This is a genomic window from Sphaerisporangium flaviroseum, assembly GCF_039537005.1.
In the GTDB taxonomy this organism is placed as follows: domain Bacteria; phylum Actinomycetota; class Actinomycetes; order Streptosporangiales; family Streptosporangiaceae; genus Sphaerisporangium; species Sphaerisporangium flaviroseum.
The window spans coordinates 53,895-69,303 of sequence record NZ_BAAAZR010000061.1; the positions used below are offsets into that span (position 1 = coordinate 53,895).

At 71.3% G+C, this 15,409-nt stretch carries 8 protein-coding genes; 7 read left to right on the top strand and 1 reads right to left on the bottom strand.

All coding sequences use genetic code 11. The annotated features are described in order from the left end of the window. Positions 1 to 89: 89 nt before the first annotated feature. Positions 90 to 872 (bottom strand): type 1 glutamine amidotransferase, encoded by a 783-nt coding sequence (locus ABD810_RS39085; protein WP_344953011.1) that lies wholly within the window; start codon positions 870 to 872, stop codon positions 90 to 92. Between the two features lie 151 nt (positions 873 to 1,023). Between ABD810_RS39085 and ABD810_RS39090 the strand changes: the two genes are divergently transcribed. The 7 genes from ABD810_RS39090 (at position 1,024) to ABD810_RS39120 (ending at position 15,345) form a co-directional block, all read left to right on the top strand. Continuing rightward, positions 1,024 to 1,782: a hypothetical protein gene (locus ABD810_RS39090; protein ID WP_344953013.1), complete on the top strand. Its 759-nt coding sequence runs from the start codon at positions 1,024 to 1,026 to the stop codon at positions 1,780 to 1,782. A 73-nt stretch (positions 1,783 to 1,855) separates the two neighbouring features. Further along, complete coding sequence (locus tag ABD810_RS39095; protein ID WP_425567048.1) at positions 1,856 to 3,859, top strand: flotillin family protein; 2,004 nt, start codon at positions 1,856 to 1,858, stop codon at positions 3,857 to 3,859. Further along, the gene (locus tag ABD810_RS39100) at positions 3,856 to 8,916 is read left to right on the top strand and encodes a DNA repair ATPase (protein ID WP_344953017.1); all 5,061 of its coding nucleotides are present in this window, start codon (positions 3,856 to 3,858) and stop codon (positions 8,914 to 8,916) included. The genes ABD810_RS39095 and ABD810_RS39100 overlap by 4 nt, the downstream gene beginning before the upstream one ends. A 275-nt stretch (positions 8,917 to 9,191) precedes the next feature. Beyond that, positions 9,192 to 9,962, top strand: coding sequence for a nucleotide exchange factor GrpE (locus tag ABD810_RS39105; protein WP_344953019.1), 771 nt, complete (start codon positions 9,192 to 9,194; stop codon positions 9,960 to 9,962). Positions 9,963 to 9,965: 3 nt separating this feature from the next. After that, positions 9,966 to 11,549 (top strand): Hsp70 family protein, encoded by a 1,584-nt coding sequence (locus tag ABD810_RS39110; RefSeq protein ID WP_344953021.1) that lies wholly within the window; start codon positions 9,966 to 9,968, stop codon positions 11,547 to 11,549. Positions 11,550 to 11,561: 12 nt separating this feature from the next. Continuing rightward, complete coding sequence (locus tag ABD810_RS39115; protein WP_344953023.1) at positions 11,562 to 14,141, top strand: hypothetical protein; 2,580 nt, start codon at positions 11,562 to 11,564, stop codon at positions 14,139 to 14,141. A 34-nt stretch (positions 14,142 to 14,175) separates the two neighbouring features. Further along, complete coding sequence (locus tag ABD810_RS39120; RefSeq protein WP_344953025.1) at positions 14,176 to 15,345, top strand: TRAFAC clade GTPase domain-containing protein; 1,170 nt, start codon at positions 14,176 to 14,178, stop codon at positions 15,343 to 15,345. The last annotated feature ends 64 nt before the right edge of the window (positions 15,346 to 15,409 follow it).

Below are 15,409 nucleotides of genomic sequence, written 5' to 3' on the forward strand. Positions count from 1 at the left end.
TCGCTCACGATGCCGTCGTTAGTGGTTCCGCAACGTAATCGCCCGGTCACAGAGATTAGACAGGGGTGCCGGCCCGGTCCAGGAGGCTGTCAGCTCGCGACGGACTCGCGGTGCCCTGCGACGACGGCGGCGAACCCCTCGGCCAGGGGGCGCCAGGTCTCCGTCAGTTCCTCGCGGGCGGCCACCGCCTCCGCGTCGAGCTCCGCCACGTCGAACCCCGCGCCGGACAGCTCCCCGGCGTTGGGCCCGGTCCAGGAGAGGAAGATCTCCGGGGTCGCCTCCGGGTGGAACTGCACGGCCCACGCGCGGGCGCCGAGCCGGTAGGCCTGGTTGGGGTACGGCTCCCCCGTCGCCAGCGGCACCGCGCCGGGCGGCAGGACCGTCATGGCGTCCCCGTGGTACTGCAGGGCTCGCGGGGACGGCGGGAGACGCGAGAAGAGGGGATCGTCCCCGGCGTCCGGCAGCGGGGACACCGGCCGCAGGCCCACCTCCAGCCCTGCCGCTCCGGGCCTGACCTCTCCCCCGCAGGCCAGGGTCATGAGCTGGGCGCCGAGGCAGATGCCGAGAGTGGGCATCGACGCCTCCACCGAGCGCCTGATGAGCTCCCGCGTGGCGGGCAGCCACGGGTATCCCTCGTCGTCCCATGCCGAGGCGGCGCCGCCGAGCACGATCAGGCCGTCGGCGGGGCGACCGCCCAGCCAGAATCCGGCGCCCTCCTGCCGCCGGTCCGCGGCGACGTCCAGGGCCGGTACCCGTCCGCCGAGATACGGCCGGACGATTTCGCAGGTCATCCCGGCTTCGGCCAGCCATCCGGCGAGGAACCCGGGGCCGGCTTCGGCCTCGTGCTCGATGATCACAACCCGGTTACCCATGCGTCGATTATGGCCGCCCCGGACACGTGCCCCTTCCGGGCATACCTGGAAGCCCTCCCAACTTCCCTGGAAGATCGATAAATCCGGCTTTGCGGCGATATAGTCATTAACAGGTTCGGGGGAACCGTTACTAGGGGGACACCGCAAGGCGATGGGGGAGTTCTTCACCACGGCGCTGGATTTTCCCGCCGTACTGTTCAGCTTCTTGCTGGTCGTCGTCATCGGATACTGGGCGCTCGTGTTGCTGGGTGGGGCCGGCCTCGACGTCCTCGATGGGGACGACGCCACCGACGCGGGCCTCGACGCGGGGCCCCTCGGGGGCCTCGGCCTGGGCGGGGTGCCCGCGACGGTCACGATCTCGCTGCTGATCGCCCTCTCGTGGTTCGCGAGCCTGGCCGGCACGGTCCTGCTCGACGGCCCCTCGATCGGCATGCGGATCGCGCTGCTGATCGCGGCGCTCGCCCTCGCCTGGCTGGTCACCCGCCTGCTGGTGCTGCCCCTGCGCCGCGTCTTCACCGTTCACAGGCCACCCTCCCGCGGCGACTTCGTGGGCCGGGTGTGCGTCATCCGTACGGGCCGGGTGGGATCCGATTTCGGCCAGGCCGAGGTCAGGGCGTCCGACGGCTCGTCCGCCGTCATACAGGTCAGGCAGATGCAGTGGCCGAGCCACGCGCTGCGGGACGGGCTCGGCGACGAGCCCGCCTCCCGTGGCGGAACCGGGCCCGGCCCCCTGACCGCACGTGATCAGGCGCCGAACCGACCTCACCACCCGGGCGTGGGTCCCGGGAAACCGGAAGAAGTGCTGCGTGCGGGCAGCACCGCTCTGATCTTCGACTACGACGCGGACGGCGAGTTCTTCTGGGTCACTCCCTACGACGCCGAACTCGACCCTGACGCCCCGACCAAGTAAGGGATCCCAGTTGGACGTCATCTCCACCGGCTTCGGCGTGCTCCTCGCCGTCATCCTGATCATCGTCATCACCATGCTCGTGGTGATCACCCGCTTGTTCCACAAGGTCGAGCAGGGCAAGGCCCTGATCATCTCGAAGGTGAAGGCGGTCGACGTCACCTTCACCGGAGCCGTGGTGCTCCCCGTGCTCCACAAGGCCGAGATCATGGACATCTCGGTGAAGACCATCGAGATCGGGCGCACCGGCCAGGAGGGCCTGATCTGCCGGGACAACATCCGCGCCGACATCCGCATCACGTTCTTCGTCCGGGTCAACAAGACCGTGGAGGACGTGGTGAAGGTGGCCCAGGCCATCGGCACCGTACGGGCCAGCGACGAGGGGACCCTGCAGGTGCTGTTCAGCGCCAAGTTCTCCGAGGCGCTGAAGACCGTGGGCAAGCAACTCGACTTCGTGGACCTCTACACCAAGCGCGACGAGTTCCGCGACCAGATCATCCAGGTCATCGGCACCGACCTGAACGGCTACAGCCTTGAGGACGCCGCGATCGACTTCCTCGAGCAGACGCCGATGGCGCAGCTCGACCCGGCCAACATCCTCGACGCCCAGGGCATCCGTAAGATCACCGAGCTGACCGCGATCGAGCACGTCCGTACGAACGAGTTCCAGCGCCACGAGGAGAAGGAGATCACCCGCCAGAACGTCGACGCGCGGGAGGCGATCCTGGAGCTGGAGCGGCGGCAGGCGGACGCGGAGATCAAGCAGAAGCGCGAGGTCGAGACCATGCGCGCCCGTGAGGAGGCCGAGATCTCCCGGGTGCAGTCCGAGGAGCGGCTGAAGGCCCAGACCGCCTTCATCCGCACCGACGAGCAGCTCGGCGTCCAGCAGGAGAACCAGGCCAGGGAGATCGCGGTCGCGGAGAAGAACCGGGAACGGGTCATCGCCATCGAGACCGAGCGGATCGAGAAGGACCGGCAGCTGGAGGTCATCTCCCGCGAGCGCGAGACGCAGCTCTCCACCATCTCCAAGGACAAGGAGGTGGAGACCGAGAAGCGCGCGATGGCCGAGATCATCCGCGAGCGGATCGCGGTGGAGGCGACCGTGGCCGAGCAGGAGGAGAACATCAAGCGCCTGCGTGCCGTCGAGGAGGCCGAGCGGATGCGCCAGACGGTGGTGATCCAGGCCGAGGCCGAGGCGCAGGAGGGCCTGGTCAAGGACATCAAGGCCGCGGAGGCGGCCGAGGCCTCGGCCAAGCACAGGGCCCGCGAGGAGCTGGTGCTGGCGGAGGCCCGCCAGCAGGCCGCCGACTTCGACGCCCGGGCGAAGATCCGCCTGGCCGAGGGCGTCCAGGCCGAGGCGGCCGCGGCCGGCCTGGCTCAGGTGCAGGTGCGCGAGCGGGACGCCGACGCCATCCAGAAGGTGGGCCTCGCGGAAGCGGCGGTCGAACGCGAGAAGACCCTGGTGGCCGCCACGGCGGTGGGCGAGAAGCTCAAGGCGGAGGCCGAAGGTCTCACGGAGAAGGCCGCGGCCATGGCCTCGCTGGACGACGCCACCCGCGCCCACGAGGAGTACCGCCTGCGGCTGGAGGCCGAGAAGGAACTGCGGATCGCCGGACTGGACGCCCAGCGTTCCATCGCCGAGTCGCAGGCCACAATGCTGGCGGCCGGGCTGGACAAGGCCGACATCAGCATCGTCGGCGGCGACGGGGTGTTCTTCGACCGGCTGATGGGCTCCATCGCCATGGGCAAGAGCCTGGACGGCTTCGTCGAGAACTCCGACGTGGCGAGGAAGCTGGCGGGGCCGTGGCTCGACGGGTCGTCGAGCTTCCCCGAGGACGTCACCCGGCTGCTCGGCTCGATCAGCACCTCCGACGTGAAGAACCTGACCATCTCGGCGCTGCTCCTGCAGCTGATCAAGGCGGGCGGTCCCGACTCCGGGCCGCTGACGAAGCTGCTGGACACCGCACGGCGGCTCGGCGTCGCCGACGCACCGGTCTCCGCCCTCGCCACCCTCAACACGGGTAACGGCGCCGCCGCCATCCCCGTGGGGACGGCCGGCAACGCGGGCGCCAAGCAGTGACCGAGGCTCCCACCGGTGCCCCCGCCCCGGCGGCGGAGGCACCGGCCCTCGACGCGGGCACCTACGACGTGCTGCGGGCCCGGCTGTCCGAGCAGGCGGCCGAGCTCGCCCGGCGGGCCGAGGCCCTCAACACCGAACGCCTCGCCGTCTTCGGCGGCACCGAGCTGCGCCTGATCGGCACCGAGCGGATCCGTACGGAGAACAACTGCGTTCCCCGGGACATCGTGCCGGTCGGCGGCCTCATGCTGTTCGGCTACAACGTGTTCATCGGGTTGAAGCCGGAGACGGCCGTCGACGACGTGTTCTCCCTCCACCGGTTCGTCCGCGACGGGGAGACGTTCCGCTTCGACGACGTGGGCGGCGGCGAGCTTCCCGAGCTGCTGCGCGACCCGGCCTTCCAACGTGACTTCGCCGAGCTGTACCGGTACTACCGCGAGACCCGCCTGCTCCAGCTCCGTCACGCCGACGGCAGGCTGCTGGCGGTGTTCCAGACGGGCCCGCGCACCGAGGACGTGCGGGTGCTGCGGTGGGCCGTCGCCGTGGACGGCACGGTGGCCTACGTCGACAACCGCGGCGAGCGCGACCACGTCTTCCCGCCGTCGCACGACTTCGAGTGGATCGAGACGACCCGCGACGACCACGTGCCCGGCCGCCACCCGCACATCTCCATCGGCGGCCAGGTGTTCGTCGAGACGGTCGGCGGCGACCTCACCATCAAGATCGAGAACAACACCGAGTCCGGCGAGGGCATCTACCGCGAGCCGGTCGAGGAGCCGCTGCAGAGCCTGGCCGACGCCGACGTCCACCACGCCACGATCGGGCCGCTGATCCTGCTGCGCGTCAAGCCGTACAAGGAGACCGAGTGGCGGCACCTGGTCTTCAACACCAGGACCAGGACCGTCGTACGCCTCGACGGCATCGGGCAGGCGTGCCGGCGCCTGCCCGAGGACCAGGGGATCATCTTCCCCGGCGGGTACCACCTGTCCACGGGCGTCACCAAGACCTTCGACACCGACGTGGCGGACCTGGAGTACGAGCGGGTCGTGCGCTCCACCAACGGCGAGGACGTGCTGTACGTCTTCCACGCCCGCGCCGAGGGCCGGACGCTGCTGCTGCCGTACAACGTGATCCGCAAGCAGGTGGCCAACCCGATCACCTGCCACGGCTACTCGCTGTTCGAGGACGGCACGCTGGTCGTGTTCCGCGAGCAGTCCAGGGAGCCGACCCGGGTCCATCCGATGCAGGTCTGGCAGACCCCGTACCTGTCCGACGCCTACGCCGCCAAGCGGCCGACCGGCACCGGGCCCCTGGAGCGGGTGGGCAACGGCGACCTCGTACGCGGCATCTCCGACTCGCTCTCGATCATGCGGATGGTCGACGAGATGAGCCCGTCCACGGCCGTGTTCGAGGCGCTCATCGCCACCTGCGAGCGGATGTCCGACCACTACCACTGGCTCGGCGAGCAGGAGCTTGGCGATCTGCGCACGCCGCTGCTGGCGGTACGGGCCGCGGCCGAGCAGGTGCTGGACGAGTTCGAGAACGTGCAGGCCCTCACCGGCCAGGCCACCGCCACGCTGGACGAGACCGCCTCGCGTATCGAATCGATGGTACGGCGGCTGCACGGCGAGGCGCCCAGGAGCGCGGGCGAGTGGGTCACCCGCCTCGCCGAGCTGCGCAGGGCCCAGGGCAACCTGATGACCGTACGGGAGCTGCGCTTCGTCGACGTGTCTCGGGTGGACGCGCTGGCGACCGATCTGGAGGCGGAGCTCGACGGGGCCGCGCAGCGGGCGGTGGGGTTCCTGCGCGGCGACGACGCCTTCACCGGCTACCACGAGCAGGTGGACCGGCTCGCCGCCGACGCCGAGGCCGTGACCACCGTCGCCGACGCCGAGCCGGTCGGCGCGCGGCTCTCCGAGCAGACCGAGGGCCTGGAGATCGTCACCGAGGTGGTCGGAGGCCTGGACATCGCGGACGCCACGGTCCGCACGGTCATCCTGGAGCGGATCGGCGAGGTGATCGGCGGAGTCAACCGCGCGAGGGCGATCCTCGACGCCCGCCGCAAGGAGTTGCTGGCCGTCGAGGGCCGCGCCCAGTTCGCGGCCGAGTTCTCCCTGCTCGGGCAGGCCGTCACCGGCGCCATCGCCATGGCCGACACCCCCGAGCGGTGCGACGAGCAGCTCGGAAGGCTCCTGCTGCAGCTGGAGAACCTCGAAGCCCGCTTCGGTGAGTTCGACGACTTCCTGGCCCGCCTCACCTCCAAGCGGGAGGACGTCTACGAGGCGTTCTCCTCGCGCAAGCAGGCCCTGCTCGACGAGCGCACCCGGCGGGCCGACCGTCTTGCCGGGTCGGCGGAACGGATCCTGGCCGGGGTGCGCCGCCGGGTCACGACGTTGACGTCGCTCGACGACGTCAACACCTACTTCGCCTCCGATCCGATGGTGGCGAAGCTGCGCGGCGTCGCCGACGAACTGCGCGCCCTCGGAGACCCGGTGCGCGCCGAGGAGCTGGCCGGGCAGATCAAGGCCGCACGCCAGGAGGCGGGCCGCACGCTGCGCGACCGCCAGGACCTGTACGGCGAGGGCGGCGACACCATCCGGCTCGGCGCTCACCGCTTCGCCGTCAGCACCCAGCCGTTCGACCTCACGCTCGTCCCGCACGAGGGCAAGATGGCCTTCACCGTGACGGGGACCGACTACCGCTCCCCCGTACGCGACGAGGCGTTCGCGGCCACCAGCCCGTTCTGGGACCAGGCGCTGGTGTCGGAGTCGCCCGAGGTCTACCGGGCCGAGCACCTGGCCGCGTCGATCCTGGCCGCCGCCGAGGAGTCCCGGGAAGGGCTGTCGCTGGAAGCTCTGCACGCGGCGGCGGTCACCGACGGCGGCCTGCTCGGCGTGGTGCGCCGGGTGGCCGAGTCCAGGTACGACGAGGGCTACCAGCGCGGGGTCCACGACCACGACGCCGCCGCGATCCTGGACGCCCTGCTGCGCCTGCACGCGGGCGGCGCGCTGCTGCGCTACCCGCCGGCGGCGCGTGCGGCGGCGCAGCTGTTCTGGGCGTTCGGCACCGACGAGCCCGCCCGGGCGAAGTGGTCCACACGGGCGGGGTCGCTGGCCCGGGCGCGTGCGACGTTCGGCCGCGTGGCCGCACCGAGCCCAGGCGCCGGAGGGCATGAGGGCGGCGGGCGTTCCGCCGCCGGAGGGTCCGAGGGCGCGGATGGTTCCGGCGCCATCGCCCGGTTGTGCGGGGAGCTGTCGGCCGCGATGGCGGGCTTCCTGGACGGCGCGGGGCCGGTCGCCGGGAGGACCGATATCGACCTGGCCGCCGAGTACCTCTTCGAGGAGCTGTCGGCGGCGCCGTTCGGCTTCGTCACGAGCGCCGGGGCCCGTGCCCTGCTCGACCGGTTCCGCCAGGCTCTGGGCGGCCCGGCGTCCACGTCGTACAAGGAGTTCGAGGAGGACCTGCGCGCGCTCGGCGACGACCTCGCGGCCCGGCACCAGCTCGTCGAGGCGTGGCTGTGCTCGCTGCCCGCCACGGGGGCCGGCGGGACGGCGGCGGACCTGCCGGAGGCGGTGGCCATCGAGCTCTGCGGCACCGCGCTCCCCCGCCACGACTCCTCGGCCACCGTGTCCGCCACCGTCGAAGGCCTGCTCGGCACCCACCGGCGCGTCGTGGAGCGGAGCCTTGAGTTCCGCATCGACGAGCTGGCCGCGCGGACCCGGCGCTTCCGCGACGAGCGGGTGCCGGCCTTCCGCGCCTACCAGCGTCAGCGCGACGAGCTGGTGTCCCGGGAGCGGTCGCGCCTGCGGCTCGACGAGTACAAGCCCAAGGTGATGAGCGCGTTCGTGCGCAACCGGCTGCTGGACGAGGTTTACCTGCCGCTGATCGGCGCGAACCTGGCCAAGCAGCTCGGCACCGTCGGCGACACCAGGCGCACCGACCAGATGGGGCTGCTGCTGCTGATCTCGCCGCCCGGGTACGGCAAGACGACGCTCATGGAGTACGTCGCGAACAGGCTCGGGCTGGTCTTCGTGAAGGTCAACGGGCCCTCGCTCGGGCACGCCGTCACCTCGCTCGATCCGGCGGAGGCGCCGAACGCGACGGCGCGGCAGGAGGTCGAGAAGATCTCCTTCGCGCTGGAGATGGGCAGCAACGTGCTGCTCTACCTGGACGACATCCAGCACACCTCGCCCGAGCTGCTGCAGAAGTTCATCTCCCTGTGCGACGCCCAGCGGCGCATGGAGGGCGTCTGGGACGGCGGCACGCGCACGTACGACCTGCGAGGCAAGCGGTTCGCGGTGTGCATGGCGGGCAACCCCTACACCGAGTCGGGGAGGCGGTTCCGCGTCCCCGACATGCTCGCCAACCGGGCCGACGTCTGGAACCTGGGCGACGTCCTGTCGGGCAAGGACGAGCTGTTCGCGCTGAGCTACATCGAGAACGCCCTGACCTCCAACCCCGTGCTCGCGCCGCTGTCGGCCAGGGAGGGGAGCGACGTGGGGCTGCTGGTACGCCTGGCGAGGGGGGAGCAGGCCGTACGCGCCGACCAGCTCGCCCACCCGTACTCTCCCGTGGAGCTCGACCAGATACTGGCCGTGCTGCGCAAGCTGCTGCGCGTCCAGCGGGTGGTGCTGGCGGTGAACCAGGCGTACATCGCCTCGGCCGCGCAGGCGGACTCCTCGCGCACCGAGCCTCCCTTCCAGTTGCAGGGCTCGTACCGCAACATGAACAAGCTGGCAGAGCGGATCCTGCCGGTGATGAACGACGCGGAGCTGGAAGCGCTGATCGACGACCACTACCTGGGCGAGGCCCAGACCCTCACCGGCGGCGCCGAGGCCAACCTGCTGAAACTGGCCGAGCTGCGCGGCACGATGAGCGACGAGCAGGCACGGCGGTGGGCCGAGGTGAAGGCGGGTTACCTGCGGGCGCGGGCGCTCGGGGGCGAGCAGGACGATCCGATGAGCAGGGCCGTCGGCGCCGTCGGCCTCCTGGCCGACCGGGTCGGCGCGGTGGAGTCGGCCATCGAGCGGGCCGCACGGCGGCTCTCGGCGGAGACGTGAACACGCTTCCGTACCTGAAACAGGACGTCATGAACCGCGAAACCCGGAGAATCTTGCTCTCCACCGGATAAACTCCTGCGCACCTTTAACGCATATTCCCAGATTAAGCAGTTATGTACGGTGTTCCTGTGACAGCTGTTCTCCGGCCATCCCAGGAGCCCCGCCAACACGACATAAGGCTCATTAACGGACAGATTAATCTCTACCGGGCGGGGTCTCGGGTAGCTAGAGTTACTGACGTCAGGAATTCGCGAATTTCCGGCACGAGGAGATAGATGGCGCCTCCCCCTGAAGAGCCGCTCGAGCCCCTCTCCGGCGAGGCGACACCATCCTCCCTCTCCGGCGGCTCCGGCCTCCCCGACACCGCCAAGGAGCTCGCGCTCCAGGTCGAGGAGCTGACCCGGCAACTCGCGGCGCTCACAGAGGCGGTCAGGCGCGAGCACGAACGTGCGGCCCACCGGGAACAGGTCATCGACCGGCTGCACGCCGAGAACCAGCAGTTGCGGCACGGGCTGCTGCAGGAGGCGCTGACCCCGGTGCGGGCGGGCCTCTACCGGCTGCACGACACCGTGACGCGCGGCGCCGCCCGCTGGCGTGGGACCGACCCGCCGGCTCCGGAGCTCGCGGGCAAGCTGCTCTCGGCGCTGGCCGACGAGGTGGCCGAGGTGCTGGGCCGCACGGGAGCGGAGCGCGTCGCCGTCAAGCCCGGCGACGCGTACGACGCCGCCCTGCACCGCCCGGCCAAGACGAGCGTGGTCGGCCCCGACGCGGACGGCACGGTCGTGGAGGTGCTCGACGAAGGGTTCACGATGGGCGAGCGGGTGCTGCGCAAGGCGTCCGTGGTCGTCGGGCGGGCCGCCCCGCAGAGCGAGACGGCGCACCCCGAAAAGCGGAAAACGCCCAAAGACCAGAAGAAACAGAGTGGCTCGGAAGCCCCGAGGCAGCACAAGGACCGAAAAGACATAAAGGACCAACCTCCGCGCGACGGGACGAAGGACAAGACCCCGGAGCAGACGGATGGCGGTACGGAGAAGGAGAGCGAGTAGGCGATGGCTGTTTACGGGATCGACCTGGGCACGACGTATTCCTGCATCGCCTATGTCGACGACGTCGGACGGCCGACGGTGCTGCGCAACCTCGAAGGCACCGACACCACCCCGTCGGTGGTGTTCTTCGAATCCCCCGACAACGTGGTCGTCGGCGCCACCGCCAAGGACAGCGCCGTCATCGAGCCCGACCTCGTCGTCAGCCGGATCAAGCGGGACATGGGGCAAGACGTGCCCCGGATCCGGCACGGCAGGCCGTACACGCCGGAGGAGATCTCCGCCTTCATCCTTCGCAAACTGGCCGACGACGCCAGGACCGCGACCGGCGAGACCGTGGACGACGTGGTCATCACCGTGCCCGCCTACTTCGGCGCGGCCGAGCGCGACGCGACCAGGAAGGCCGGGCAGATCGCCGGGCTCAACGTCATCGACATCGTCTCCGAGCCCATCGCGGCGGCGATCACCTACGGCGTGCTCAATCCCGACAAGGACCACACGATCCTCGTGTACGACCTCGGCGGCGGCACCTTCGACACCACGGTGATCACCCTCCAGGGCGGGAACATCGAGGTGATCTGCACCGACGGCGACCACGAGCTCGGCGGCGCCGACTGGGACGACCGGCTGGTGGAGCACCTGGCCGAGCGGTTCCAGGCCGAGCACCCCGACGCGGGCAGCCCTCTGCTCGACAAGCAGTCCGAGCAGCAGCTCCGCCGCGACGCCGAGGAGCTGAAGAAGACGCTCTCCTCGCGCACCCAGCATGTCGTCCGCGTCGTCCACGAAGGCAGGGTGGCCACGGTCGAGTTGACCCGTGAGGAGCTCACCGAGCTGACCCGCGACCTGCTCGACCGCACGATCGAGATCACCCGCCGGACGATGGAGACGGCCGCGTCCAAGGGCGTCGAGGCCTACGACCACCTGGTGCTGGTGGGCGGCTCCACCAAGATGCCTGCGGTGACCGAGACCCTGCAGAAGGAGTTCCAGCTCACCCCGCGCCTTCAGGACCCCGATCTCGCGGTCGCCAAGGGCGCGGCGCTGTACGCCTTCGAGGAGACCTACCGGCGGCTGCTGCTCTCGGGCGAGCGGGACCAGGCCGAGGACATGGCCGCGCGGGCCGGCCTGTCCGCCGACCAGCAGGACCAGATCGCCGCGCGCACGATCAAGACGGTGGCCTCCCGGGCCTTCGGGATCATCGTGACCGACAAGGAGAACCGGCGGCGCAGCGTCGAGCACCTCGTGCACGCCAACGACCCGCTCCCGGCCGCCGTGACCCAGGACTTCTACACCATCGACGCCGGCCAGACCGGGGTCAACATCGAGGTGATGGAGCAGGCCGGCACGGTCGAGTCGGACGAGCCCGAGGACAACGGCCAGATCGCCGAGGGGGTCTTGAAGATCCCGCCGGGCAAGCCGGCCGGGTGGCCGATCGAGGTGACGTTCGCGCTCGACACCTCCGGCCTGCTGCAGGTCACCTCGCGCGAGCGGGAGACCGGCGAGGAGCTGGAGCTGCGCGTCCAGATCGGCGGCATGTCCGAGGAGGACGTGGCCGAGTCCCGGGCCGCCCTGTCCCGCGTCCAGGTCAGCTAGCCGGGCGGCCGCATGGCCTTCGACGAGCAGCGGTACACCCGCGAGGTGCTGGAGCCCGCACGCGAGGCGGGCGGGCTTCCTCCTGAGGACCTGCGGGTCCGCTACCAGCTACGCGAGGCGATGACCGCGCCCGAGGTGAGCGAGACCGTCAAGCAGGTGCGCCAGTGCTGGCGCCGGGCGCGGGGCATGCTGAAGTACAAGCGCCTGGCCGACCGGCTGGAGGCCGACCACTCCCGCTTCGCGCCGATCTTCTCGGCCGCCGCCGAGGGCGATCTGACGCCGCTCCGCGCGGCGCTGGGCGACTCCGAACGCCGGGCGGCGCGCCGGCTCGACGACGCCGGCGGCCGGCTCGACGACGCGGCGGGGGCGTTGCGCATGCTCTCCCCCGCCTTGCTGACCACGATCGCCCGGTCGAGCGGCGTCAGCCCGGAGGAGGCCGTACGGCTGGCCACCGAACGGTCCATCGAGGTCCGCGAGCCCGACGCGCTGCCGGAGGCCGCCCCCTATCCGGGATACGGCAAGGCGCGCGAGGCACTCGACACGCTGGGGCTGAGCCACCTGGGCCGGTTCATCTTCGGCGACCGCTGCGCCGGCATGCGGGTGCTCGACGGGCTCGTGGTGCCGGGCGCCGGACCGGCAGAGGACGCGGTCAGGGAGGTCGAGCGGCAGTGGTCCACCCGTACCCGGGGACCGTGGACGATCAGCGCCGACACCGTGCTGGCCGCGCTGCGCAACTCCCCCGGCCTCGCCACCCTGATCCGGTACGACATCGTCGCCCGCCTGCGCGAACGGGTACGGGAGCACCCCTACGACGACACGCTCCTGCGGCACGCGACCACCGAGCTGGACCTGGCTCCCGGTGACGCCCGCAGGCTGATCTTCGCCGTCCGCGCGGAGGGCGGCGCCGTCAGCGGCCCGTCGGCGCGGCTGCGCGAGCTGGTCGACGCCGGGGAGATCCACGCGGCGGCCGACTTCGCCGACGCCCTGGACCCCGGCGCCCTCATCGGTGAGGCGGCGGAGCTGGCGACCGAGGTCAGGGCCAGGCTTGCGCGGGCCGTCCAGCTCAGGAACCGCGCGCGGGCCGCCCTCGACCCCGACGACGCCTGGCTCGCGCTGCGTGACGCCCTCCAGCGCGTGCCCGACCTGCCGGGCGCGGCGGAGCTGCTCGTACGGCTGGCGCCGCACCCGGCGCGGGGCCTGCGCGCCAACCTCCAGGGCGACGGGGTCAGCCTGGTGTGGCAGCCCTCCCCGTCACGGGCCGGGCGCATCGTCTACGACCTCTACCGGAACGGCGCGCCGCTGGGCACCACCGAGCGCCCGTCGTTGCGCGACGAGCGGCCCCCGGTCAACACCCCGCTCACCTACTCGGTGGTGGCGCGCAGGGACGAGGCCGTCTCCATGCCCGCGGCGGCGGCCCCGGTCGTCGTACGGCCCGAGCCCCGCGACATCCGGCTGAGCGCGGGCGACGGCGTGGTGTCGGGCCGGTGGTCCCGGCCGGACGGGGCCATGCGGGTGGTGGTCAGCCGGGACGGCCGGGTGCTCGCTTCCGGTGACACGGGGTTCCGCGACCGGGAGGTGGTCAACGGCATCAGCCACACCTACATCGTGTCCGCCGTCTACTCGGGGCCGGAGGGCGAGGTGATCACTCCTGGTGTGCGGCACACCGTGACCCCGCAGGGACGGCCGCGACCGGTCACCGACTTCACCCTCCACCCCGACCCGGCGGCTCCGGGCACGTTCCTGGTGCGGTACGAGGAGCCCCCCACCGGAGAGCTGGAGATCGTCGCACTCGACGCCGCGCCTCCCTGGCCGTTGGGCACCACCCTGTCGCTCGCCGAACTCCGCGGCGCGAGCCGGACGATTCCCACCATTCCCACCCGGGAAGGGCAGGCCATCCGGCCGGGGGGCAGCCAGGGCGTGCTCCTCGCGGTTACCGTGGCCGGAGAGGTGGCCACGGTCGGCGGGCACCTCGACCACGTGAACCTGGCGCCCCCGACCCGCCTCACCGCACAGCGCCGGGGCGTCACCGTTTACGTCGGCTTCGTCTGGCCGCCGGACGTGCCGGAGGTGGAGGTGCGCTGGAAGGGGCGCAGCATGATCGTCAACCCCGCCGCCTACCGCGCGCAGGGCGGCGTACGGTTGGACGTCCCCGAAGGGGAGCCCGTCACCGTCGAGGTCGCGCCGACCTCGCTGGTCCACGGTGAGCGCGTGCGCGGCCCTGCCGCGAGCCTCAGGCTGCCCGGGCACGTCCCCGTCCACTACGACCTCAGCCATCAGGGCCCGGCGTGGCGGCGTTCAGTGGTGGTCGAGGTGACCGCCGACCGCCCCGTACGGCTGCGCCGCTTCGCTTTGGTACTCAAACCCGGGCACGTCCAGCCAAAGTCCGCCGACGACGGCGTCCTGCTCGACCACTGGATCGACCTGGAGGTTCCGGCCCGTCTCACCGTTCCCGCGCCCCGGCAGGCGAAGCCGTACTGGCTGCGCTGCTTCGCCGAGGGCGCCTCCGAGGACGCCGGGGCGGGCTCCGCGATGTCGCCGGAAGGCGACGTGGCGCTGATCGACCCGCCGGTCCGGCGGATGAAGGTGGGATGAGGCCCGTGGTGACTGAAGGTGGGATGAGCCCTTGGTGATCACCTGCCCGTTCTGCTTCGCGCGGCTGGACGGCAACCGGATCGCGTTCCGCTGCGCGGGCAGGCCGGGGCGCGGCGGCGGCTGCGACGTGCGGCTCGACGAGACCCTGGCCGCCTATCTCGGCTCCCCCGCCGCCGCCTCCCTGCCTCCGGTCTTCTCGGTACGCCGGCCCGGGCGCCGCGCCGACTGCCCCGACTGCGGGCGCTCCACCGGGTGGCGGGTGTGCCCGGAGTGCCACAACCGGCTTCCGGCGGAATACTGCGCGAACCCCGGCAGGATCGTCGCCCTGGTCGGGGCCAAGGGTTCGGGCAAGAGCACCTACATCGCCGTGCTGCTGCACGAGCTGACCAACAGGGTGGGGGCGGAGCTCGACTCGTCCCTGGTCGCCTGTGACGACCGCACCATCGCCCGCTACAAGCAGGACTTCGCGCGCCCGCTGTACGGCGAGCAGCGGCTGCTCAACACCACCCAGCCCGCGGCCACCGAGCCGCGCGACCCGCTGGTGTACCTGCTCACCCGCACCGTGCCCGGGCGGCTGCGGACCAAGACCATGTCGCTCACCCTGGTGCTCTTCGACACCGCGGGTGAGGACCTGCGGAGCAGGGAGTCCACCGAGACGCACCTGCGGTACCTCAACGCCGCCGACGCGATCATCTTCCTGGTCGACCCGATGGAGCTTCCCGGGGCCAAGGCCTCGCTGAGCGGGCTCGCCCAGGCCAGGAGCGGAGCGAACGCGGGCGATCCCGACAGCGACCCGATCAATGTGATCAGCCGGGTCACGGAGCTGCTGCGGGACCGCGCGGGCTCGGGAAAGCTGAAGGTGCCGGTCGCGGTGGCGCTCAGCAAGATCGACGCGCTGCAGGAGGGCATGGACGCGCAGTCGGCCCTGCACCGCGCCCGCACCCCGTCCGGCACGCTCGACCTGGACGACAGGGAGGCGGTCCACGAGCAGGTCAGGGCCCTGCTGGACGAGTGGCAGGCCGGGATGGTCGACCGCTACCTGCGTCAGCACTTCATGGACTTCGCGCTGTTCGGGCTCTCGGCTCTTGGCGGGGTGCCCGGCCGCAACGCCGTCGGACCCGGCGGCATCCGCCCCTACCGCGTCGAGGATCCCCTGCTGTGGCTCCTGTACAGGTTCGGCATGCTCAGCGGGGTCCGCCGATGAGCCCTACAACATGCCACGCGGGAATTGCACCGTGCAGATGGTCATGGCCCGTTCCGGGCGGAGG

Bases quoted from the DNA above. Each gene is read 5' to 3' on its own strand.
- ABD810_RS39085 (WP_344953011.1), bottom strand. From the start codon at position 872: ATGGGTAACCGGGTTGTGATCATCGAGCACGAGGCCGAAGCCGGCCCC.
- ABD810_RS39090 (WP_344953013.1), top strand. From the start codon at position 1,024: ATGGGGGAGTTCTTCACCACGGCGCTGGATTTTCCCGCCGTACTGTTC.
- ABD810_RS39095 (WP_425567048.1), top strand. From the start codon at position 1,856: ATGCTCGTGGTGATCACCCGCTTGTTCCACAAGGTCGAGCAGGGCAAG.
- ABD810_RS39105 (WP_344953019.1), top strand. From the start codon at position 9,192: ATGGCGCCTCCCCCTGAAGAGCCGCTCGAGCCCCTCTCCGGCGAGGCG.
- ABD810_RS39110 (WP_344953021.1), top strand. From the start codon at position 9,966: ATGGCTGTTTACGGGATCGACCTGGGCACGACGTATTCCTGCATCGCC.
- ABD810_RS39115 (WP_344953023.1), top strand. From the start codon at position 11,562: ATGGCCTTCGACGAGCAGCGGTACACCCGCGAGGTGCTGGAGCCCGCA.